Here is a 21,922-nt window from a genome sequence, read left to right on the forward strand (position 1 = left end):
TATGGATGGACTTGAGGAATTCCACCAACAGTTCCAGACCGACATTATGGGAACTGCGACATCAGAAGGGGCTCTTCAGGAGGAGAGCTTTTTCGAACTGGTCGGCGACATGCTGAACGAGGCTGGCGAAATCGATACGCCATCTTGGAGCAGGCACGAGGGGGAGTGGAAGCGCCGTCGCAAAGAGGATGCCAAAACGCTCACCAAATCGATAGCTGTTACCGGCTACAGTATCGGGACCGAGAACGAAGACAGCACCTTGAGCCTGATCCTAGTGGATTTCCGATATAGTGACACGGTCCGCTCTATGGGCGTGGCTGACATTAAGATCTTGTTCGGGAAGCTTGTAGAATTCTTGCGTGCGGCAAGAAGCGAAGAGTTCCGCGACGCGATCGAGGAGACCAGTGACGGTGCGATCCTGTGTGACCTTATTTGGCGCAAGTGGTCGCAAATCGAAAAAATAAAATTGATCATAGCCACGACTGCGTCCACCACGACAAAGGCTGATGCCTATTCCGCGGGGGAGGTCGACGGCAAGAGTGTCACTTACAACGTTTGGGACTTGAAGCGGCTTCGGAAATATGTGGAACAGGGCCAAGCCCGAGAGGATCTGGTAATCGACCTCGAAAAGGACTTTGGCGGTAGCATCCCTATCCTGAAGGCATTTGGTGGCGATGCCGCTCTGGAAAGCTATTTAGCTGTCATCAATGGCGACCAGCTGGCAAACATCTACAATAAATGGGGTGCTCGCCTTCTTGAATCGAATGTGCGCTCTTTCCTTCAGGCGCGGGGCAATGTGAACCGAGGCATCCGAGACACGATCGTCAAGGAACCGCACATGTTCCTACCTTACAACAATGGGATCACCGCGACAGCAGATGCTGTGACCATTTCCAAGACAGATGACGGCCTTGTTCTGTCAAGCGTTGAAAACCTGCAGATCGTAAACGGTGGCCAGACGACGGCCTCCCTCCACGCCGCGATGAAGACAGCGTCCGAGCAGCTGAAAAACGTCTACGTCCAGATGAAACTCAACATCGTTCCGAAGGAGGTAGCTGAAGACGTTGTCCCCAAGATTTCAGAATACGCCAACACCCAGAATAAGGTGAATGCCGCTGATTTCTTTTCTAACCACCCGTTCCATATCCGAATGGAGGAGTTCTCTCGCAAAATCTATGCGCCAGCTGGGGAAAACGGGTTCCAGGATACAAAGTGGTTCTATGAACGAGCCCGTGGCCAATATGCGGACGCGCGAGGAAACAAGACTCCTGCTGAGCGGAAGAAATTTGACGGGACCTACCCGCGTTCAGGGTTCTTCACTAAGACAGATCTCGCAAAATACGAAAACTCGTTCCGGTGCGAACCCCATATTGTCAGCCTTGGCGCACAGAAGAACTTTGCGAACTTCGCCAAGAGTATTGGGACAAGATGGGGCAAGGACGGAGTTTCCTTTGATGAAACCTGGTACAAACGTCTAGTTTCAAAGGCAATTGTCTTCCGTGCCACAGAAAAACTTGTCTCCGCTGCCGCCGAAACGTGGTACGAGGGCGGCTACCGCGCGAACATTGTTACATACGGCATTGCGAAAGTGGTTTCAGATGTAACTGAGATGAACAAGGCGATCGATCTCGATCGTGTCTGGAGACTGCAACGAAATCTGGCTAGCCTCGAAGCAGCGCTTGATATCGCGTGTTGCGAGGCACAGGAGGTGATCCTGAACCCGGTGGCAGGCATGCGGCACATCGGAGAATGGGCAAAGAAAGAGGCCTGTTGGAAGGCTCTCAAAGAGCGTGAGCTAGAGTATCCCGAAGAGTTTCTGGACGCGCTCGTGGATCCTGAATATGTCCGTTCGGTAGCGCAGGAGGCGCGGGCGGACAGTGACTTGACGAAGGATTTGATCGGCGAAAGCTGGGTAATCGAAGTCGGCGCTGATTTCTGGCAGGACGTTCTGAACTGGGGGGCCAACAAAAAGGCCCTTTCGCCCATGGATGACAGGGTTCTGTCGATCTGCGCCGCGATCCCATCGAAAATTCCGTCTGCGCACCAGGCAAAAACGGCGCTGAGGTGCCTTGAGAAACTTAAGGGGTTGGGCTACACGCACATGGCCCTAGAGGCGGGCGAATAGGCCTTAAGCGCGCTCGAGCATGGCAATAGCCTGCCGCACGGCATTCGGCTCTAGGTTGATCGTCTTGAACGATCTGGGGCCGGAACTGTTAGAGTAGTGGATCACTTTTGCTAGAACCTCGAAAAGTGGCAGCGTCTGCACGGCTCCCATGGTTCGCGCCACATCTTCGGTCAGATGGGCCTTGAACAACTCCCTCCACAACTTTTCCTCATAAATAGCCGGGAAAGCGCCCAAGTCCTCAAGCATGTCTTCAAGGCAGCCTCTTAGCTGATCTGTTGTCATGGCAAACCAGTTCCGTTTGCCGCCCCTTCCACTGTTGCTGAAGGTAATAACCTTGGCATCCGTCGGAACGGTCACAAGAATCCGATCGTTGTCCGCCAGCATGTCCTCGAAAACGGTCCCCATGTCTGTCTCCTCTACTGATGCGTTCCACGCAGTTCGTAAAACGGGCTGTCTCTGCGAATAAACTCTTCAAGGCATCTCAAAATGCTATCGTGATCTAATGCGTTTTTGCCTTTCAATGCGCACTCCCAGACGACACCAACCCGCCAGCCGAGTTCAATGAGTTCTATTTGTTTTCGGTGGTCCCGTGCCCGATTGTCGAAAATTTTCTTTTCCCAGAATTCCGGGCGCGATTTCGGGAGGCGGAAAAGATTGCAGTCCTCGTGCCCATGCCAGAAACAACCATTTACGAATAGCACTGCGTTGTAGCGAGTTAGGACAATATCTGGTCGACCAGGGAGGTCTTTCCGATGAAGCCTGAATCTGTAGCCGGCACGATGTAATAGTTGTCTTATCAGGATTTCCGGCTTCGTGTCCTTGCCTTTTATGCCTGACATCATTCGACTACGCACCTCTGAAGAGACGATGTCGACCATCAGGTTTTCCTTGTCCGTATGTTGGCCTCTTTAAGCATCTCGCTTGCTATCGCTCGGATCACAGGAACCGCAACAGAATTCCCGAACTGCTTGTAAAGTTGAGGTTTTCCGACTTGGTCGATCACGAATTCTTCGGGGAATCCTTGCAAGGCGCGTGCTTCTTCGGGAAGGAGTTTGCGTGGATTGCGCCCCAAGTCTGACTGATCAATGAGGATTTCGCTGCCGTCCTTGTAGTAGCGAGCACTCATTGTGCTGCAATACTCAGACCTGTGGTCAAAAAGGCTGTAACCGAACCCTTTGCCATTAGCTCGGTTTCGCTTTTTGCGCTCTTTGTGTCCAGTCCAGAGCTTGTCCGAGATGGTGAAGTCCAGAGTGCGTTCGGGATCATCAATAAGAATATCTTTTAGAGGTACCTTCGAGCGGTAATTTTCATTGACCCTGTGGAACATCTCCTTGATCCGCACGTGATTGGACGGTGCGTCCTTGTCGCGACGGATACCCACGATGTAAATGCGCTCACGGATCTGGGGCACCCCAAAATCACGCGCCCTGAGCACTTCAAAATCGACATCGTAGTTGAGTTTTGTTCCCAGACTTGCGCGAGCCTCCTTGGACAAATGAACGTCCTCAGGAATTTCGACAGAAGCCTCGCCACGAAGGATTGCCATAATCGTTTTTAGGGTGCGCTGCTTGTCATGTCCCTTCAGTTGTTTGACGTTCTCAAGTAAAAACGCTTTCGGGTGATGCATAGCCAAAATGCGTTGGATCTCGAAAAACATCGTGCCACGGGTGTCGAAAAAACCCTGCTTTTTCCCAGCCTGTGAAAAAGCCTGACAGGGAAAACCTGCGAGAAGCACATCGTGCCTTGGGATTTCCGAAGAGGCGAACTTGGTTATGTCGCCATCTTTTTCGGGCACTTCCCCGAAATTGGCTGCGTAGGTGATCTTGCTATGCTTGTCGATTTCGGCGGTGAAGACACACCTTCCGCCAGCTTCTTGGAACGGGAGACGTATCCCCCCTATCCCGGCAAAGAGATCAATGAACCTGAACGCAGGTTTCTTGCAGGTATCCTTGTAGGGTATTTTGATAGGCAGGCCTTCAATAGCCTTTTGCTTGGTGGGGGTGATTTTCCCTCCTTTGCCGTGCTCCCACAGCTTCACCTTTTCCGCTCCTTCAGGCCCAAGGCCCAAAAGCGTCGCCATCACGTGATGGTCTACACCCAGCCTTTTACGCGCCTCAGCGAGTTTACGGTTTATCTCGGGGATGACTTTCAATAGTTAGCTCAATCGTTTTTGGCCTTTGGGTCGGTGTATAGAGGAGACTCCGAAGAACTCACAATCTAATTGCTTCGCAACGCTGATTTTTGGCAAACGTGGCGGTCCGCCATACTTGTGCTCTTAACAAGGACTAATGCAGGATAGGCTTGCCGCCGACAAGTAGGCCCCTCTAGCCGCCGACAACATTAAATGATTATTCTATTGGCGACCAAGACAAAGCTAGCCGGAACGATCAACGGCCTGTTCAAAGCCGAGGTCATTCTCCGTCGTGGCCCATGGCGCAGCTTTGAAGCCGTCGAATATGCCACCCTAGAGTGGGTCGATTGGTTCAACAACCGCCGTCTGCTAGAGCCCATCGGGAATATCCCGCCAGCCGAAGCAGAGGCAAACTTCTATGCAGCTCTGGAAAGATCAGACATGGCCGCGTAACTAAGACAAATCAGCCTCCGGCAAACCCGGCGCGGTTCAGGTCGACGTAACTGCAACGTATGAGGGCGACAATGAGTGGACACAATCGAATAAGACTTGTGAGGAATTCAGTCAATGAAGCTTCAAGAGTTTGCGGCTGAGTGCGTCTAAGGTAAGACTAAAGGCCAAAAGAGTGCAGACGCTTGTAAATGCAGCGATTTGATATTCTGGGAACAAGGTGTCGGACACAAAAAACATTGCGCAAACCATGGCGAAGAGGAAAGCTACATTGCCAAATCTAATCGCTAGGCGTCGGACCGGGAGTGTCTTTTTAGTAAGCCATTTTTCCACAGCCTGTTCGGGTTGGAAAAGGTCGAAATCTCTAGGCGCAATTTTCATGGTGTCACTTTGGGGGGTCATTTGTTGTCTCCTATTTTCAGGATTTCTTTCGCGTCCTCAACGCTAATGCTGTGGTCATGGTCGAGAGTAAGCTTGACCAAGAGTGTCAGGTAGTTTGTCCAGGTTTCTGATGATCGATCATCTGCTGAAGTGCGCAACAACTCGATACCTGCATCAAGAGAGTCTCGGACGGCCTCAATAGTGGAAGAGAGTGGTCGGTCAGTTTGCCCAAGCAAGATCCAACTAGGGCTCACCGCACTTATTTCACAGAGACGCAGTACGATGGACGTTGGTACCTCTCGACTGCCCTTTTCATAGGCCTTGTATGAGCGTGGAGATGTGCCAAGGGTCTCGGCAAACTCGTGTTGTGTTTGTCCTGCTTGGTTTCTTATGCGTCGCATACGGTCGCCTATTTCGCTCCAATCGCTTGACATTGGCCCTCTTTTTTGCTCAAAAGTGCAATATATGACACAAGTATAGGGTTTTCGGCATATTTTGCCGTATTTTGCCCTTATGCTATAGAAGATAACACATTGGAGCAAGATATGTCTCAAGACCTGTTGAGCCCGAAAGAGGCGGCTGCACGCATGTCGCTGTCTGTGCGGCGTGTCCGCCAGTTAATCGCTGCGCATGAGCTTAGGCATGTGCGGATTTTTAATCGTAATCTGGTTCCAGCAGAAGCCATCACGGAATTTTTTGAGCGCAATACTGTGGCGCCCAAATCGGAGGATAGTGCTGATGTCTCCAAGTATTGACATCTTTTCGGGGCAAGTGCTGGCCGTGAAGTCCGGTTGGGGGCGGAGGATAAGCGAAAAATGAAACGTCTCAATCCACTTTTTGCCAGTGATAGAAAGGCCGCAGCGCTTCTGGATTTGAAGCCTTCTGAGTTTAGAGGGTTGGTGGAGGAGGGCGTCCTGCCCAGGCCCACGAAAATCGGCGGCTATGAGCGTTGGGATGTGGAACAATTACAGGCCATCGCGCGCGGTGAAGCTGCGCGCGGCATGGAGGGGGTGAGCTGGTGACGATGCGCAAGAAATACCTCTGGCGGCACCCCTCTGGGCGCTGGTACGTTCGGATCAAGGGCAAATACTTCCGGATAATGGCACAAGAGGGAACGGCGGATTTTGACCGCGAGTATTGGGAAATTCGGAGCGGCAAACGAGCTGTGACCAAAACTTCTTGGGCCGCTCTGATCGACGCCTTTAAAAGGACAGATAAATGGGCCGGTTTCGCTCCACGATACAGAGATGATCTTGAGGCGGTATTTGAATACCTCAAGAAAAAGATCGGTCATGTGGACGTTTCAAAGCTGACCCAAGCCGATATCTATGACGCGATGGAAAAACACCGTCACAACGTGAATTTCGCAAACTACATCCCGATCGCAATCAGAATGCTGTCGAAGTTGGCGATCCGCAAGCGCTGGCGCATTGACAATCCCGCAATCGGCATTGAGCCCTTCAAGGTCCCCGATGACCGCAAGAAACCTCACATACCTTGGCCTGATTGGGCTGTCGATAAGATGCGCGAAGAGGGTAAGCCCTTGCCCCGCCTTATCTTTGAGATCGGTCTGGGAAGTGTTCAAAGGCCGGGCGATTGGGTGGGCTTTACGTGGGGCGACTATGACGGGGAAATGCTCAAATTGACGCAGAACAAAACGGGCAAGGTTTTGCAGCTTCCATGCACGGACAATCTCAAGGCGGCCCTTGACCAAGCTAGGGCGTCTCTGGGCTTTGAGCCTGACCCGTCTAGGCACATTCTGACCCGTCCCGATGGTTCCGCCATGAGCTATTATTCAATGGCAAGGATCATGCTGGCCGAACGCAAGCGCCTTGGCCTTGTGGACTTTGACCAGCATGCTTTGCGTTATCGCGGGGTGATGGATTTGGCATGGGCGGGCTGCACCGATGATGAAATTGCGAGCTATAGTGGGCACACTACTAAAGCAATGATTGCGAAATATGCGGGGGAAGCTCGGCAAATCATGCAAGCCCGTCAAGCGGCGGCGAAGCGCAAATGAACAGAACGAGAACAGAACGCGAATCTGATACTGAAGGTGATACCCTATGAGCGCGAAAAATGATAAGTCGTTGATTTTATTGGAGGCGAGTACCGGAATCGAACCGGTGTACACGGATTTGCAATCCGCTGCGTCACCACTCCGCCAACTCGCCTGAAATGGTGTGCCGCTATCTATACCAAGCTTGAAAGCGGTGCAACCCGCCTTTTGTGCGAATTCGCAGATGCATTGATATATTGCTCCTGCCGCAGGCTTATGGCAAAACGACGCGAGAGATGCCCTTGAACGAAAGAGTTCAGCCCATGCCAGACTTCACCCAGCTCCGCACCACAATGGTCGATACACAGGTTCGTCCATCCGATGTGACCAAATTCCCCATTATCGAAGCCATGTTGACCGTGCCGCGCGAGAATTTCGTGCCGGAAGAAAAACGTGCGGCGGCTTATGTCGGGGATCATGTCGATCTCGGCAATGGCCGCGTGGTGCTGGATCCCCGGATTTTGGCGAAGATGTTGGATGTGCTCAACATCGAGAATGACGAGCTTGTGCTCGATCTGGGATGCGGGCTTGGATATTCTTCGGCGGTGATCGCGCGCATGGCGCAGGCGGTTGTGGCGGTTGAAGAAGACGAGGCACTGGCCGAAGAGGCCGCCAAGGCTCTGGTCGCCAACGGTTCGGACAATGTGATCCTCGAAACAGGACCGATTGCCAAGGGAGAGCCGCAGCACGGCCCCTATGATGTCGTGATCCTGCAAGGCGGTGTTGAGGAAATGCCTGAGGACATTCTGTCGCAAGTGAAGGAAAAAGGCCGCATCTGCGCTATTTTTATCGACGGAGCCCTTGGCATCGTGCGTATTGGCTACAAGATAGATGGCGAAATTACCTGGCGCATGGCGTTCAATGCGACTGCGCCAGTTCTTCCGGGATTTGAAAAACGCGCGGAATTCGCGCTTTAAGAACGCGAACGTGAGACAGGCCGGGCAGGCCCCGGCGTTCGAAGAAAACAAAGGGGCATACGGCCAATGAGCAAGAGCAACTCAATCAAGAAAACGCTGTTCGCCGGTGTGGCGGCGCTGGGGATCGGCGCGGTGCCTATGGCGTCTTGGGCGGAAACGCTCGGCGATGCGCTGGCGTCGGCCTATAAGACCTCCGGCCTTCTGGAGCAGAACCGTGCGACTTTGCGGGCCACGGACGAGGGTGTGTCGCAGGCGATGGCTGCTTTGCGTCCGAGCCTGTCTTATAGCTATTCCGGTGGCAAAACGATTTATGATGCAGATACCTATGGCGAATGGTCAAATACGCTGAGCCTCGTGGCCTCTGCGGACCTGTATACCTTCGGGCGCAACAAGCTCGCGGTTGATGTGCAAAAGGAATTTGTGCTCGCCACCCGCGCCGCTTTGGTAAATATCGAACAGACTGTTCTGGCCGATGCCGTGGATGCCTACATGGGTGTGCGCGAGGCTCAAGCGGTTCTCAACCTGCGCCAGAGTGCGGTGCGGCTGAACCAGCAAAACCTGCGTGCGGCGCAAGACCGGTTTGAAGTCGGGGAAATCACCCGCACCGAAGTGTCGCAATATGAGGCGCAACTGGCCTCCACGCGTGCTGAACTGGCCGCGGCACAAGGGGAGTTGGCGGCAGCCCGCGAGACCTACAAGGTCGCGATTGGCCACTATCCCGAAAAACTGTCCAGCCCGCCAAATATCAAACTTCCGGTGTCCGGTGTCGAAGCGGCTGTGACCTTGGCCAAGCAGAAACATCCGGGCATTGTCGCCTTGCAGCATGAAGTGCGTGCCCATGATATCACGGTCGAAGTGGCCGAGCGCAGCATCTTGCCGACGGTGGATGCTTCGATTTCGCATTCTGTGACGGATAACACAAACAGTTCGGCTTATGAGGATAATTACACCTCCCTGAGCGTCGGCGTGTCCGGCACGATCTACAGCGGCGGCAGCATTGCGTCTCAAGTGCGCGAAGCCATCGCGGATCGGGATGCAAGTCGTGCGGAGCTTTTGCAAACCACGCGTGAGGTCGAGCAGTCCGTGCGCACCAACTGGTCCTTGCTGTCGGTCTATGCGGCGTCTGAAGAGGCCTCCAACGCCTATGTGAAAGCGCAGCGCGTGGCCTATGACGGGGTGAAGGAAGAAGCCGATCTCGGTGCGGCCACCACTCTTGATGTGCTGGATGCGGAACAAGACCTGCTGGACGCGCAAGTGTCGGCTATTCAGGCGCGGATCGCCCGCGAGACACAGGCTTTCTCTGTGCTGCAATCCATGGGACTCTTGACCGTCGACCAGCTCAAACTGGACGTGCCGGTTTATGATCCGAGCGCCTACTACAATGCGGTCAAAAATGCGCCGACCACCTATGTCAGCCCGCAAGGTGAGAAGCTGGATCGGGTTCTCAAAGGCTTGATGAAAGACTGAGCTTGGCTCTCAGCCTGTTCTGTTTGCCCCGTGGGCCGCTCTGTCGGTCTGCGGGGTTTTCATTTTACACAAAACACTTTGTTGTATGTGAGGCCGAAGCTGGCTACCATCACGAGTGTTGAGGAACGCGTTTCGCAGGAGACTCGGATCACAGGGTTGCGAGACGCGCAGAGCAAAGTATTTATGTAGGGAGCCTTTCGCAAACCACTTGGACTCAAGTTTTTCGCGAAAGGCTTTAGGGAGTCGGGATGTCTGATCCGATGACAAATCTTGATACGGACGATGTATTGGCGTCGATCCGTCGTTTGGTGGCCGAGACCCATTCTCAGCCGCATGACCCAGTGCGCGCATGTCGCGAGCAAGCACCGCTGACACTCAAATGGCCGCTGAACAAGGAGGCCTTGTCCGAAGAGGCCGCTGCGCCAGCCCCTGAAGCCGAACCCGAAGCCGACGCGCCCGCTGCTCTTGTTCTGACCCCTGATTTTCGGGTGGAGAAACCGGAAGTAGCTACATCAGAAGCCGAGCCGGAGGCCCCTCGTGCGGACGCCTCTCCCGTGCCACCTCTCGTGTTGTCGCCGGAACAGGCTGTGCATCTGCCGAAAGATGAGCCTGCGTCTGTTAAGACTGTGAGCGTTGAGGCTTTGGTCTCCGAGGAACTGCACTCTGCCGTGACCGAGTCGAGCGATGTTGCGCAGGAGGCCCCGAAGACCGAGAGCTGGAACGCGGCACTTGATGACACGCCGGACGAGGTCGCCGCCGCCCATGTGGCACGCCTGTCTCTGGAACAGCGCATCGCCGAACTTGAGGCTGCCGTTGGCGCGCAAGCCGCCGAGTGGGAGCCGGACGGGTCGGAAGATCTGGAGGCCGAAATCCCGCGCGTCATGCCGCGTGCCTTTGCTGAAACCGGCGCCCGTGTATTCCATTTTCAGGGGATGCCCGAGGCCACGTCCGAAGAGACGCGTGAAGAGGCCGCGCAAGCCCCTTTTGATGCAGATGGAGTTGAGATGACACAGGCGCGCGACAATTCGGACCAGATTGATGATGCCGAAGTGATTGAAGAAACCTCTTTCGAGGCCGCGCAGGAGGCAGCGGCGGCTGATGTCGAGACCGACACTGTGATCGCGCAAGCTGATGTGGCTGAGGCGGATGACGCTGAGCTGAGCGAGGCAACAGAGGCCGAAGGCGTGGCACCCGATCCAGACCCCAGCCTTGAAGAGGAACTGGCGCTCGCGGGCTATGCCGAAGAGGACATCCTCGACGAAGAGGCGCTGCGCGAGCTTGTGGCGCAAGTGATCCGCGAAGAATTGCAGGGCGAATTAGGTCAGCGCATCACGCGCAATGTCCGACGCCTTGTACGCCGCGAAGTGCAACGCGCCCTGACCCTGCGCGAATTCGAGTAGTCACCCCGCAGATCGGGCTGCCACAGATATGTCTGACGAGAGCGCATAGAGGCGGTCGAGGTCCAGATGGGCCGCGATATGATCCGCAAGCTGGTCCAGCGTGTCCACAACGCTGGCCTCGAAACGTAGCGTAGAAGGCCCCGCCCCAAAGCGTGACAGATAGGCGGCGCGGAAGGCATCTGCGGAGAACAGCCCGTGCAGGTAACAGCCCATAATGCGCCCGTCCGGAGAGGCGGCCCCCTCAGGTCGGCCTTCGACGCTCAACCATGCCCGCGCCATATCCGGCCCTTCGGTGCGGCCGATATGGATTTCATAGGCCGTGACTGTGTGCCCCGAACCGTGATCCGTCGCCCGCACTTGCGCGAGCCTTTTGTCGCCGCCCATGACGGTTTCGACATCCAGATAGCCAAGGCCACGGTGCCGCCCCGCGGGGCCTTCGATCCCTTGCGGGTCGTCAATCCATTGGCCAAGCATCTGATACCCGCCGCAAATGCCCTGAACATGCCCGCCCCGCCGGACATGGGCGTGAAGGTCAATGTCCCATCCCTGCGCACGGAAAAAGGCCAGATCGCCAATGGTCGATTTCGTGCCGGGGATCAGCACCAGATCGGCGTCACCGGGGAGGGGCTGCCCCGGCTCGATAATTTGAACGGTTACGTCGGGTTCTGCGGCCAGAGGGTCGAGATCATCGAAATTCGCAATTCGGGAGAGTCTCGGCACGGCGATCTTGATTGCACCGGAACCACGCGAGGCGATGTCCATCACATCTTCTGCGGGTAGGAGATGTGCTTGGGAAAACCACGGCAAGGTGCCCAGATCGGCCCAACCCGTGCGTGCTTCGATCTCTTTCGAACCCTCTGTGAACAGGCTGGGATCACCGCGAAATTTGTTGACCGCAAAGCCGCGAATGCGCGCGCGATCCGCAGGTGACAATACGGTGTGCGAGCCGACGATCTGGGCAATCACGCCGCCGCGGTCAATGTCCCCGACAAGGATCACAGGCACATCAGCCGCTTCGGCAAAGCCCATATTGGCAATGTCGCCCTGTCGCAAATTGGTCTCCGCCGGACTGCCAGCGCCCTCGATCACCACAAGATCGGCTCGGGTCGCGAGGCGATGAAAACTTTCCAGAACTTTCGGCAGAAGGTTGGGCTTCTCGCGCCCGTAATCGCGGGCCTTCAACGTGCCCATGCGCTTGCCCTGCACCACGACCTGCGCACCTTGATCGCTTTCGGGTTTGAGCAGCACAGGGTTCATATCCGTATGCGCCGAAAGCCCACAGGCCCGCGCCTGTAGCGCCTGCGCCCGCCCGATCTCGCCGCCATCTTGGGTGACAGCGGCATTGTTCGACATGTTCTGCGGCTTGAAGGGCGCAACCCGTAGCCCTCGCTTGGTAAAAGCGCGGCAAATACCAGCGACCAGCATGGACTTTCCGACGTTGGACCCAGTGCCTTGTATCATGATCGCTTTGGTCATGCGCATCCTCCTGTGTGTCATGAGTATTTGAGGCACAAAGGAGAGGGAAGGGGTTTTCTGATGGTGAAAATACTCACATCGGAACGTGTCAATCTTCGCCGGGGCCTCGTCTGTGAAGATCGGGGTAGGGTGTGCCGTCGAGGTGGAAGTAGAGGTCCGCTTTTGCGGTATCTACCATGAGGTCCAGTCCGGGATAGAAAGCACGCTCCCCATTTTTGCGCGATCCGATTTCGAGCAGCACAACATCGCAATCCGTATCGTTGCGCAGACAGTGGCCGATTTCTTCTCCCGCTTTGAAGCCCGCGCAGTCACCCGGGGCAAGGCGTTCTTCCGTCGCGCCATAGACCAGGGCGGGATGTCCCGAGATGATATAGACGAACTCGTCTTCTTTCTCGTGCCAGTGGGGCAGGGCGGAGGAACAATCCGGTGGCAGGACGGTCAGGTTCACGCCGAATTGCGTCAACCCAGCCTGATCTCCCAGTGCCTTTTTGATGCGGGCGCGTGTGGCGGTGTGATGCGGCGGGGGATACAGCGTGCCGATTTTTGCGGGGACGGTGTCTGTGTCGATCTTTTTGCTCATGCAGTATCTCCTTCACTGTGAACTGTGCTTGAGATCGTGCATTCGCGCAAAAGAAAAGACGCGCCAGCAGCTTGGCGCGTCTTGTTCAATACAAAGCAGGGGCGGGTGTTATGCCGCTTCTGCCGCTTCCTGTGCATGACGGCGTTCGCTTTCTTCGCGCGAGAGTGCGACAGAGGTACGAATACCTTTGGAGACGAATTCCATCAGGCCATCGACAACGCGTTCACACGGGTCGATACCGGCACAGGACAAAACTTCGCGGCCATCACGAGACCGCGCCCAACGGGCGATCTGTTCCGGGCCATTGCCATATTTTTTGTCATCGGCGATCGCATCATCAAGAGCCGCCAACACAACAGCCGCAAACAGCTTGCGGGCACGTGTTCCTTGCTCATGATTAAAAGCGGTGCCGTCCACGAACTCAGCCATGGGTGATCCTTGTATTATTGCTCTTGTCTTTTCGGCGTGCGGGCCCTTATGGCAGGTTTGTAACGATTCGGATACAACGCAATCGCATACCTTTTATGCGCCTGGCGCATAGCTGGGAGCGTGCGTGTCCTGTTCCCAACCGCTTCAGAGCGCCTTGCCAGCCCACACCTGTCAAGATATAGGGGTCTGGAAGACGAATTCAACCAAACGCCACGGTTTAGTAAAATGCCCAAAATCAACGGAAACGAAATTCGCCCCGGCAATGTGCTGGAGCATGACGGGGGCCTCTGGGCCGCTGTGAAAGTCGATCACGTCAAACCCGGCAAGGGGGGGGCTTTTGCTCAGGTCGAGCTGAAAAACCTGCGTGACGGCCGCAAACTCAACGAACGTTTCCGCTCTGCCGACAAGGTCGAGCGTGTGCGTCTCGAACAAAAAGACATGCAGTTTCTCTACGAGAGCGACGGCCTGTTGAACATCATGGACACGGAGACCTTCGATCAGGTCACGATTCCGGCGGATATTCTGGGCGAGCGTCGTCCTTTCCTTCAGGACGGTATGACCATCGTGGTCGAGTTCTACGAAGAAGAGGCGCTGAACGCGACCCTGCCGCAGAAGGTGATCTGCAAGATTGTGGAGACCGAGCCGGTCGTCAAAGGTCAGACGGCTGCCAACTCTTTCAAGCCTGCCGTGCTCGACAACGGTGTGCGCGTGATGGTGCCGCCGTTTGTCGGAACCGACGAGGACATCGTGGTGAACACAGAGACTATGGAATATTCAGAGCGGGCTTGATCTCCTGTCTCAGCGCCAAATTTGGAAAGCCGTCCTCTTGGGGGCGGCTTTTTCTTTGCTTGCGGGGCTCAGGAGGCCGCGACGTGGATGCGGGCCTCTCCGGCGGTGAGCGGCCCTTTGGTGCGATCAAACCGCAGATAGGCGATGGCGTTGTCGCCTGACTGGGTGAAAAGCGTGCCTGCGGTTTTGCCGTCTTCGGTGACAATCTCGGTGCCGACGGGGGCCGCGCCTTCAATGTTCACAGTCGCCAAGCCTTTGCGCAGTTCGGTCTTGTGTTTCATCCGTGCGGTGATCTCCTGACCGACGTAGCAGCCCTTTTTGAAATCGACCCCGTGGAGGCGCTCGAATCCGGCTTCAAGGATGAAGGTGTCGGGCGTCAGTTCCACGCCGAATTCCGGCACGCAATGCGCGACGCGGATTGCGTCCCAATCCGCCGCCTCAGAAGGCCGCTCGTCATAGGCACGCCAGCCCATCTCCGCCGTGCGCGGGTCCTGGAACGCGCCTTCGGGAGCAGGGCCGGGGCCGCGCGAGACCGTGCGCTTCGTCAGCGCCAGCGTGACTTTCGAGCGCAGCTTATACATGGTGAGGCGTTTGAGGAGGGCCTCAGCCTGAGATGCGGGCAGGTCCATCAGGATCACATCCCCCTCGGGGACGAGAAAGAAATCGACCATGAACTTGCCCTGCGGCGTCAGGAGTGCGGCATAGACCGCGCCCGCCTCCAGCCCTTTGACATCATTGGTGATCAACCCTTGCAGGAAGTGCAGCCGGTCTTCACCGGATATTTCGATCACTTTGCGCGCATCATAGGTCATCTGAACCCTTTCCCCTTTTGTCCCCCTTCATATAGGAAGGAGAGGAGCCAAGAGAAGCTGTAAACCTGCCGGAGCCCCTATGCGCGCGCCTATTTCCGTCATCATACCGACGCTGAACACGACGCCTTTGCTGCGCGACACGATGCTGTCGCTCATGGAGGGGCTGGATGCGGGGCTGGTGCGCGAGTTGATCCTGAGCGACGGCGGCTCCACCGACGGGGTGGAGAAGATGGCAGATTTCGTAGGCGCAGAGCTTGTCACCGGTCCGGCCGGACGTGGCAGGCAGCTTGGTCGCGGGGCAGAGGCCGCGCAGGGCGACTGGCTTTTGTTTCTTCATGCCGACACATGGATGCCGGAGGGATGGGCAGAAGCGACAGTGCAGCATCTCGCGCAGTCCTATGACCGCGCTTTGGTCTATTCGCTGTCCTTTCGCGAGGCCAAAGGGCTTGCGCCGAAAGTCTTTGCAGGCTGGGCCAATCTGCGCACGAAGCTGTTCGGCCTGCCCTATGGCCATCAGGCCTTTCTCATCTCGCGCGAGCTTTATGACGGGATCGGTGGCTTTCCCGACATGCCCGAGATGGAGGATGTCGAGATCGCGCGGCGGCTCAAGGGTCGGATCGACCTTAGTCCTTTGTGCGTCCGAACAGACCCAACATGTTTCCAAACATCCGGCTGGTGGCGGCAAGCAGGCCGGTCTCTTTGGCCTCTTCTCCGGTTTCGCCTTGGGGGCGGTGCGGCCCGGATTTCGAAAGACTCCCGTCTATAACCGTGCGCCCGTCCGAATATTGGAGCCTGTAGAGATCGGCATAGAGACCGCCACGGGCCAGCAATTCGTCATGGGTGCCTTCGTCCACCACGCGGCCCTTGTCCATCACCACGATCTTGTCGGCGTTGCGGATGGTCGAGAGCCGGTGGGCGATGACCAGTGTCGTGCGGCCTTTGGACAAGGATTCCAGCGCGTTTTGCACGATCTTTTCCGACTGCGCATCAAGGGCGGAGGTTGCCTCGTCCAGCAACAGGATCGGACGGTTGCGCAACACGGCGCGGGCAATGGCCACACGTTGGCGCTGACCACCTGACAGACCGGAGCCGCGCGGGCCGACAGGGGTGTCCAGCCCGTGATCAAGTGTGGAGATGAAGTCCTCGACATGGGCGGCCTTGAGCGCGGCATGGAGTTGGGCCTCGTCCACCTCGGCCCCCATCAGGACGTTGTCGCGCAGGCTTTCGTCAAACAAAAGCGCATCTTGCGAGACCACGGAGTAGAGGCCACGCAACTCGGCGAGCGCCAGTCGTGTGGTGGCCAGACCGCCGATTGTGATTTGTCCTTTGACGGGATCGGCCAGTCGGGTCATCAGGTGAAACAGCGTCGACTTGCCCGCACCGGAGGCCCCGACCAGAGCCGTGGTCTTGCCGGCTTCGGCGGTGAAACTCGTGCCGCGCAGAACCGGCGCATCGGCATAGGCGAACTCGACATTCTCGAACCGGATGTCGGCGGAGGCGGCAGGCACGGGGAGCGGAGCGGGCTTGGCGGGGCTGGTGATGGCGGGGCGCTCTGCAAAAATGGCGTAGAGCCGTTCCAGAGAGGCCCGCGCTGCCTGCCATGCGCCGGAGACATTGCCGAGGCGGCGCAGCGGTTCAAAGACAAGCGCCATCGCGGTGAAGAACGACATGAACTCCCCGACGGTCTTCGTGCCCTCGATGATCTGCTGGCCACCATAGAGCAGCACACCGAAGAAGCCGAGACCGGCGACAAGGTCCATAAGCGCCGGAATACCGGCCTGACCGGCGACCGATTTGATCTGTTCGTCGACAAATTCGTTGATTTCTCCCTCGAACCGATCCGCTTCGCGACGTTCTGTGCCCGAAAGCTTGATCGTCGTGGCCCCGTGGAAGATCTCGTCGAGACGGGTGGAAACGCGGGCCGAGGCTGCGCGCGCGCGTCGGGATGTGCGCCGGACGATGTTTTGCAGCACATGGATCGGCAAGGCCAGAAGTGGGGCCCCCGCCACGGCGATCAGGGTCCAGCGCCAGTCTACGGAAATGGCGACGACGAGAAGCGAGACCAGCGAGACCATATCGCGTGCAGCCACCGAAAGCACCGTGGCCCAGACCGTGGCCGCGGCGCTGCTGTCGCCGCGTGTGCGTTCGATCAATGTGCCCGGCGGGTTGTCCTGAAAAAAACGCCCGTCCAGCGTGAGCATATGGGCGACCAGATCGCCTTGTAGTTTGGCGGAGACCTTTTGCCCGACGCGGGACATGATCACCCTTTGCCCGAAAGACGCGATGGCGCGAAGCGAAAATACCCCGAAGACGGCCAGAGCTACCCACATAAGCGCATCGGAGTGTCCCGCGACCAGAACCTTGTCGAACATCGGCTTGATGAGATAGGACAGCGCCCCGAGCATCGCGCCTTCGAGCGACATCAGAACAAGTGCGATGACGACATAGCCCAGATGCGCCTGCAGATAGTCGTGCCAGAGCCAGCGGATCAGCACGCGCGACTGCGTGTCGGGGATCACCTGTAGCCTGCCTGCGACGGGGGCCGAACTTTCGCCTTTGGCTTTGGTCTTGTCGGTTTTCTGCGGTTTTTCGTGTGTCATGGGAACGACCGGAATTTCTTGAACTGACTTGCACGCTTCCGATCATATCGGGTCTCGAACCACTCGCGGATCGGAATTGGGCCGTGGGCCTCGATATCCTGTTCATAGAGTCGCAGGATATAGTCGAGAATACCGGTCTTCGTGCTTTTGAGATGCATGAAGCGCCACGAGAGCATCTTCTTGGCCTCTTTGATCGAGGCCCCTTCACAATGCAGAAGATAGAGCGCGGAGGCCAGCCCCGCCCTGTCCGCGCCGGATTTGCAATGGATGAGGAAAGGCTTTTCAAGCGAGGCCAGAATGTCGATCAGCGCGACATAATCCGCGCCACTCAACGCTCCGCGTGCGGCGGCTTTCTTGGTCGTGACCAGTTTGATGCCATGCGCTTCACAGGCCTGACGCTCCAATAGGGTAAAGGACACGTCCTTATCACCGCGCAGGGAAAGGATCGTCTTGATCCCCATGTTTGCGTAGCGTTCAATCCGTTTCGGAGAAGGCTGGTTCGAGCGCCAGACGCCGGGGGCGATCTCGTAGAGATTGGTCCAGAGCCCGCGCAAAAAGGCATGGTCGAACAGGTGGAAATGCCACATGGCCAGATGCCGGGTGCGCCGGGTCGAGACGTCATTGCCGAATTGGCCGACCTCTGCGCGTTCAAGTTTCTTGAACCCTTTTTTCAACAGCTTGAACATATGGTCCATTCCCAAAGATGATCGCGTCTCTTTAGCCCTCTTTACAATACGGGGCAAGCGAGGCGGGCGCACGCGTCTGTCCCCGCATCTGCGCAAGTCCGATGTGAGAGCGCGAGGAATTGACCTAAGTGTGCACCGGCGTTAATCCAAGGGGCTTATGAATTTTGAGGTCTCCTATGTCACTTGCCAACGGTCGTCATTACCTAGCTATTCCCGGTCCGTCCGTGATCCCCGATCCCGTGTTGCAGGCCATGCACCGCCCCGCACCGAATATCTACACCGGTGAACTGGTGGACCTGACCCATGCGCTTATTCCCGATCTGAAAACCATCGCGGGCACCTCCGGTCATGTCGCGCTCTATATCACCAACGGTCACGGGCTTTGGGAAGCCTCGCTCACCAATATGATCTCGCGCGGCGACAAGGTGCTGGTCTGTGTGACGGGCAATTTCGGCCACGGCTGGGCCGATGTCGCAAACCGCCTTGGTGCGAATGTCGAGATTCTCGATTTCGGCAAGCAATCTCCGGTCGACCCTGACCGCCTCGAAGCGGCGCTCAAAGCGGATCAGTCCCATGAAATCAAAGCCGTGCTGAGCGTGCATGTGGATACGGCCACCTCTGTGCGCAACGACATTGCGGCCATGCGCAAGGCGATTGATGCGGCGGGGCACCCTGCGGTGTTTGCGGTCGATTGCATCGCCTCTCTGGGCTGTGACCGGTTTGAAATGGACAAATGGGGCGTCGATGTGATGATCGCCGCGTCGCAAAAAGGCCTGATGACACCGCCGGGTATGGGCTTTGTCTGGTTCTCGGAAAAGGCCCGTCAGGCGGGGCAGGGCAATGACATGCGCACGCCCTATTGGGATTGGGAAACCCGCGCCAATCCTGTGCATCTCTATGAATATTTCGACGGCACCCCGCCGACGCATCATCTCTACGGGCTGCGTCAGGCGGTCTCGATGATTCTCGACGAAGGGCTGGAGAATGTCTGGGCCCGTCACGAAACCCTCGCGCGCGCCTATTGGGCGGCGGTGGATGCATGGGGGCAGGGCGGCAAGCTGAGCTTCAACATTGCCGATCCGGCGCATCGTTCTCATGCGGTTACAACCTTGAGCCTCGGTGAGGGAGACGGAACGCGTCTGCGCAACTGGCTCACCGAACATATGGGAATCACCTTGGGCATTTCCTTGGGCTTCGGCGCGATCGGTTCGGTTGAGGCGGACAATTATTTCCGTATCGGTCACATGGGCCATATCAACGCGCATATGGTTCTTGGGATCATCGGTGCGGTGGAGACGGCTTTTGCTGCGCTGGACATTCCGCACGGCGAAGGCGGTTCTGTCGCGGCGGCAAAGCTTTTGGCCAGCCGCGTGTAAGACAGCAGGCGTCTGCTAGAGGCGGATTATATGAGACAGAGAGGGGGCTTTCGGCCCCCTTTTTTGCGCCTGACGAGAGGGACGAGACGGTGGCGGGGGATCGGGCCGATTAAAGGGTCACCTTCCCCTCGCATTAACCTTAACGAGATTAACCTTAACGCCGCGTGAAAGCGCCAGCCCCTCGCACCAAACGGATCGGCCAGCGAGTGTTTAGCCCAGTTCCGCCAAAGCCAGAGGCAACCGTTCCGCGAAAATTTCGATCTCTTCGGGGAGGCCGACGGAGACACGGATACAGCGGTCCAGCGGCGCGACGCCGGGCATCCGGACAAAGATGCCATGTTTGTCGAGTGCCTTCACGAGCGCGCGGGCATAGTCCCCGTCACGGCCACAATCCATTGTCACAAAATTGGCAGCCGAGGGCAGAGGCTCCAGCCCCGCCTTTTGTGCGATTTGTGCAAGTCGCGCACGCCCTGCAGCAACCTTTGACAGGGTTTCCGTCAGGTAGTCCTGATCCTTGAGCGCAGCCAGAGCACCGGCCTGCGCCACGCGGTTGACGCCGAAATGGTTGCGGATCTTGTCAAATCCCGTCGCAATCTCCCGATGCGCGATGCCGTAGCCGATACGCGCCCCCGCCATGCCGTAAGCCTTTGAGAATGTGCGAAAACGGATCACACGCTTGTCCGAGGTGTCGAGCCGCGGGCGGGTCTCGTCAGGGGCAAACTCCGTATAGGCCTCGTCAAGTACCATCAAACAGCCTTCGGGCACGGCCTCGATCATGGTCTGAACGGTCTTTGCCGAATGGACCGTTCCCATGGGATTGTTCGGATTGGACAAATAGACAAGTTTGGCCCCGACCTCTTTCGCCTTGGCAATCAGGGCCTCGGGGTCTTCGCGGTCATTCTTGTAGGGCACCGTATGCAACACGCCGCCAAAGCCTGCGACATGGTAGTTGAATGTCGGATAAGACCCTGCCGAGGTCACAACCGCATCGCCCGGATTCACATACAACCGCACCAGAACGCCAAGCAGCCCGTCAATGCCTTCGCCGACGGTGATCTCCTCCGGCTGGATGCCGTGAAGCGCGGCCAGAGCCTGTCGCAAATCGCGGTTCTCCGGCTCACCATATTTCCAGATGCCGCCAAGACTGTCGGCCATCGCGGCCAGCGCCTTGGGCGAGGGACCAAAGGACAGTTCGTTGGCACCCAGCCGCGCCTCGAACGCCGCGCCGCGTATCTCTTCCATCCGTTCCGGAGCCACAAAGGGCACGGTAGCGGGGAGGGACTGGGCGAGCGGGGTTTGGCGTTGGTCTGTCATGGGACGCTTCCTGCCCCAAGTTTTCGCCCTGCGCAAGCGCCGTAACGTCAGACATGACCGATTTGCCCTCGCGCTGATAGGGTGGGCGCAGGAGGAGCCATTATGACCGTTACTTTAGAGATCAAAGACCACATTGCCCATCTGACACTGAACCGCCCCGACAAGATGAACGCCGTGTCCGAAGCCCTGCTGGCCGATGTTCTGGCCGCAGTCGAACAGATCGCCGCTTCCAAGGTGCGCGTCGTGCTTCTGTCCGGCGCGGGCAAGGCCTTTTGCGCCGGTCTGGATACGTCGAATTTCCAGCGGTTCCTGAGCGAAGACCTCGACGAACTTGTGATGACCCGCACCCATGGCGACTGCAACGCGTTTCAGGCCTTCTCACTCGCGCTTCACGACCTGCCTGTGCCGGTGGTGGCCGCAATTCAGGGACCATGTTTCGGCGCGGGGATGCAACTGGCCATCGCCGCCGATATTCGTGTGGCAGGGCCCGAGGCGCAATTCTCGATCATGGAGATGAAATGGGGCCTCATTCCCGATATGGGCGGCATGGTGCTTTTCCCGCGCGTGTTGCGCTCCGACGTGCTGCGCTATCTCACCTATACCCATGAGGTCGTGTCGGCAGACAAGGCGCTGGGCTATGGTCTGGCCACGGAACTGGCCGAAGACGCCCATGCCCGCGCGCTGGAAATCGCTACCGATATTGCGGGCAAATCCCCCTCCGCCATCCGCGCCGCGAAACGGTTGATCGGAACGGTTGAAAGCACGACGGAGCGTGCGGACATCCTGATGGAAGAAAGCCGCGAACAGCGGGCATTGATAGGCACCAAGGACCAGATGGAAACCGTCATGGCTCGGATGCAGAAACGCGCCGCTGTTTATGACTGAGCCCGTGTTTCCTTTGTTGCCATAAATACTCAAAGCAAAAGGCCC

Annotated in this window: 22 protein-coding genes, 1 tRNA gene and 2 pseudogenes; 12 read left to right on the forward strand and 13 right to left on the reverse strand. The window is 57.2% G+C overall.

Annotated elements, in window-relative coordinates; genetic code table 11:
- Position 1 precedes the first annotated feature (1 nt).
- Complete coding sequence (locus BM152_RS00430) at positions 2-2,125, forward strand: AIPR family protein (RefSeq protein WP_066602983.1); 2,124 nt, start codon at positions 2-4, stop codon at positions 2,123-2,125.
- Positions 2,126-2,128: 3 nt separating this feature from the next.
- Here the strand turns inward: BM152_RS00430 and BM152_RS00435 are convergent, their stop codons facing one another.
- From BM152_RS00435 to dcm, 3 genes are read right to left on the reverse strand one after another with little or no spacing between them, the layout of a single operon-like run.
- Positions 2,129-2,530 (reverse strand): hypothetical protein, encoded by a 402-nt coding sequence (locus tag BM152_RS00435; protein ID WP_066602984.1) that lies wholly within the window; start codon positions 2,528-2,530, stop codon positions 2,129-2,131.
- An 11-nt stretch (positions 2,531-2,541) separates the two neighbouring features.
- On the reverse strand, positions 2,542-3,003 hold the full coding sequence (locus tag BM152_RS00440; RefSeq protein ID WP_066602987.1) for a very short patch repair endonuclease: 462 nt from the start codon (positions 3,001-3,003) through the stop codon (positions 2,542-2,544).
- Complete coding sequence (dcm, locus tag BM152_RS00445) at positions 3,003-4,277, reverse strand: DNA (cytosine-5-)-methyltransferase (protein ID WP_231730515.1); 1,275 nt, start codon at positions 4,275-4,277, stop codon at positions 3,003-3,005. Before dcm ends, BM152_RS00440 begins: the two co-directional genes overlap by 1 nt.
- Positions 4,278-4,499: 222 nt before the next feature.
- Between dcm and BM152_RS00450 the strand changes: the two are divergent.
- Positions 4,500-4,709, forward strand: a pseudogene (locus BM152_RS00450) (IS3 family transposase); the annotation flags it as partial.
- A gap of 111 nt (positions 4,710-4,820) precedes the next feature.
- Here the strand turns inward: BM152_RS00450 and BM152_RS00455 are convergent.
- Positions 4,821-5,108 carry a hypothetical protein gene (locus BM152_RS00455; RefSeq protein WP_066602989.1) on the reverse strand — a complete coding sequence of 96 codons (288 nt, stop codon included), beginning with the start codon at positions 5,106-5,108 and terminating at the stop codon, positions 4,821-4,823.
- Positions 5,105-5,521, reverse strand: a complete 417-nt coding sequence (locus BM152_RS19680; protein ID WP_066602992.1) for a helix-turn-helix domain-containing protein — start codon at positions 5,519-5,521, stop codon at positions 5,105-5,107. Before BM152_RS19680 ends, BM152_RS00455 begins: the two co-directional genes overlap by 4 nt.
- A 111-nt stretch (positions 5,522-5,632) precedes the next feature.
- On the opposite strand from BM152_RS19680, the gene BM152_RS00465 reads away from it, so the two are divergent.
- Genes BM152_RS00465 through BM152_RS00475 form a run of 3 tightly spaced genes read left to right on the forward strand, consistent with a single transcriptional unit; the run spans position 5,633 to position 7,107 of the window.
- On the forward strand, positions 5,633-5,842 hold the full coding sequence (locus tag BM152_RS00465) for a helix-turn-helix domain-containing protein (protein WP_074913888.1): 210 nt from the start codon (positions 5,633-5,635) through the stop codon (positions 5,840-5,842).
- A gap of 60 nt (positions 5,843-5,902) precedes the next feature.
- Positions 5,903-6,109: a hypothetical protein gene (locus tag BM152_RS00470; protein ID WP_066602999.1), complete on the forward strand. Its 207-nt coding sequence runs from the start codon at positions 5,903-5,905 to the stop codon at positions 6,107-6,109.
- A 2-nt stretch (positions 6,110-6,111) separates the two neighbouring features.
- Entirely contained in the window at positions 6,112-7,107 is a 996-nt protein-coding gene (locus tag BM152_RS00475; RefSeq protein WP_231730522.1) for a tyrosine-type recombinase/integrase, read from the forward strand.
- An 80-nt stretch (positions 7,108-7,187) separates the two neighbouring features.
- Here the strand turns inward: BM152_RS00475 and BM152_RS00480 are convergent.
- A tRNA-Cys gene (locus BM152_RS00480) sits at positions 7,188-7,261 on the reverse strand.
- Positions 7,262-7,409: 148 nt separating this feature from the next.
- Here BM152_RS00480 and BM152_RS00485 point away from each other — a divergent pair.
- From BM152_RS00485 to BM152_RS00495, 3 genes are all read left to right on the forward strand, one after another.
- Entirely contained in the window at positions 7,410-8,063 is a 654-nt protein-coding gene (locus BM152_RS00485) for a protein-L-isoaspartate O-methyltransferase family protein (protein ID WP_066603005.1), read from the forward strand.
- A gap of 66 nt (positions 8,064-8,129) precedes the next feature.
- A complete protein-coding gene (locus tag BM152_RS00490) occupies positions 8,130-9,530 on the forward strand; it encodes a TolC family outer membrane protein (RefSeq protein ID WP_066603006.1) in 1,401 nt (466 codons plus the stop codon).
- A gap of 248 nt (positions 9,531-9,778) precedes the next feature.
- Positions 9,779-10,930 (forward strand): hypothetical protein, encoded by a 1,152-nt coding sequence (locus tag BM152_RS00495; RefSeq protein WP_066603009.1) that lies wholly within the window; start codon positions 9,779-9,781, stop codon positions 10,928-10,930.
- Here BM152_RS00495 and BM152_RS00500 read toward each other — a convergent pair whose 3' ends face one another.
- The 3 genes from BM152_RS00500 to BM152_RS00510 form a co-directional block, all read right to left on the reverse strand.
- Positions 10,931-12,406, reverse strand: a complete 1,476-nt coding sequence (locus BM152_RS00500) for a cobyric acid synthase (RefSeq protein ID WP_066603013.1) — start codon at positions 12,404-12,406, stop codon at positions 10,931-10,933.
- Between the two features lie 88 nt (positions 12,407-12,494).
- Positions 12,495-12,986 (reverse strand): cupin domain-containing protein, encoded by a 492-nt coding sequence (locus tag BM152_RS00505; RefSeq protein ID WP_066603017.1) that lies wholly within the window; start codon positions 12,984-12,986, stop codon positions 12,495-12,497.
- Positions 12,987-13,094: 108 nt separating this feature from the next.
- Complete coding sequence (locus tag BM152_RS00510) at positions 13,095-13,415, reverse strand: DUF6280 family protein (RefSeq protein ID WP_066603020.1); 321 nt, start codon at positions 13,413-13,415, stop codon at positions 13,095-13,097.
- A gap of 225 nt (positions 13,416-13,640) precedes the next feature.
- Here BM152_RS00510 and efp point away from each other — a divergent pair, with 225 nt between their 5' ends.
- A complete protein-coding gene (gene efp, locus BM152_RS00515; RefSeq protein ID WP_066603028.1) occupies positions 13,641-14,204 on the forward strand; it encodes an elongation factor P in 564 nt (187 codons plus the stop codon).
- 68 nt (positions 14,205-14,272) lie between these two features.
- Here the strand turns inward: efp and ygfZ are convergent, their stop codons facing one another.
- The gene (gene ygfZ, locus BM152_RS00520) at positions 14,273-15,016 is read right to left on the reverse strand and encodes a CAF17-like 4Fe-4S cluster assembly/insertion protein YgfZ (protein ID WP_066603031.1); all 744 of its coding nucleotides are present in this window, start codon (positions 15,014-15,016) and stop codon (positions 14,273-14,275) included.
- 79 nt (positions 15,017-15,095) lie between these two features.
- On the opposite strand from ygfZ, the pseudogene BM152_RS19665 reads away from it, so the two are divergent.
- Positions 15,096-15,413, forward strand: a pseudogene (locus BM152_RS19665) (glycosyltransferase); the annotation flags it as partial.
- Positions 15,414-15,639: 226 nt separating this feature from the next.
- On the opposite strand, the gene BM152_RS00530 reads toward BM152_RS19665, so the two are convergent.
- Positions 15,640-17,616 (reverse strand): ABC transporter ATP-binding protein, encoded by a 1,977-nt coding sequence (locus BM152_RS00530; RefSeq protein WP_074913877.1) that lies wholly within the window; start codon positions 17,614-17,616, stop codon positions 15,640-15,642.
- Entirely contained in the window at positions 17,613-18,302 is a 690-nt protein-coding gene (locus BM152_RS00535; RefSeq protein WP_074913889.1) for a tyrosine-protein phosphatase, read from the reverse strand. Before BM152_RS00535 ends, BM152_RS00530 begins: the two co-directional genes overlap by 4 nt.
- A gap of 176 nt (positions 18,303-18,478) precedes the next feature.
- Here BM152_RS00535 and BM152_RS00540 point away from each other — a divergent pair, with 176 nt between their 5' ends.
- Entirely contained in the window at positions 18,479-19,678 is a 1,200-nt protein-coding gene (locus tag BM152_RS00540; protein ID WP_066603035.1) for a pyridoxal-phosphate-dependent aminotransferase family protein, read from the forward strand.
- Between the two features lie 210 nt (positions 19,679-19,888).
- On the opposite strand, the gene BM152_RS00545 is transcribed toward BM152_RS00540, so the two are convergent.
- Complete coding sequence (locus tag BM152_RS00545; RefSeq protein ID WP_066603037.1) at positions 19,889-20,992, reverse strand: pyridoxal phosphate-dependent aminotransferase; 1,104 nt, start codon at positions 20,990-20,992, stop codon at positions 19,889-19,891.
- A gap of 102 nt (positions 20,993-21,094) precedes the next feature.
- Between BM152_RS00545 and BM152_RS00550 the strand changes: the two genes are divergently transcribed.
- Positions 21,095-21,877: a crotonase/enoyl-CoA hydratase family protein gene (locus tag BM152_RS00550; RefSeq protein ID WP_066603039.1), complete on the forward strand. Its 783-nt coding sequence runs from the start codon at positions 21,095-21,097 to the stop codon at positions 21,875-21,877.
- Positions 21,878-21,922: the final 45 nt, after the last annotated feature.

The organism is Celeribacter halophilus, assembly GCF_900114135.1.
Taxonomy (GTDB): Bacteria; Pseudomonadota; Alphaproteobacteria; order Rhodobacterales; family Rhodobacteraceae; genus Celeribacter; species Celeribacter halophilus.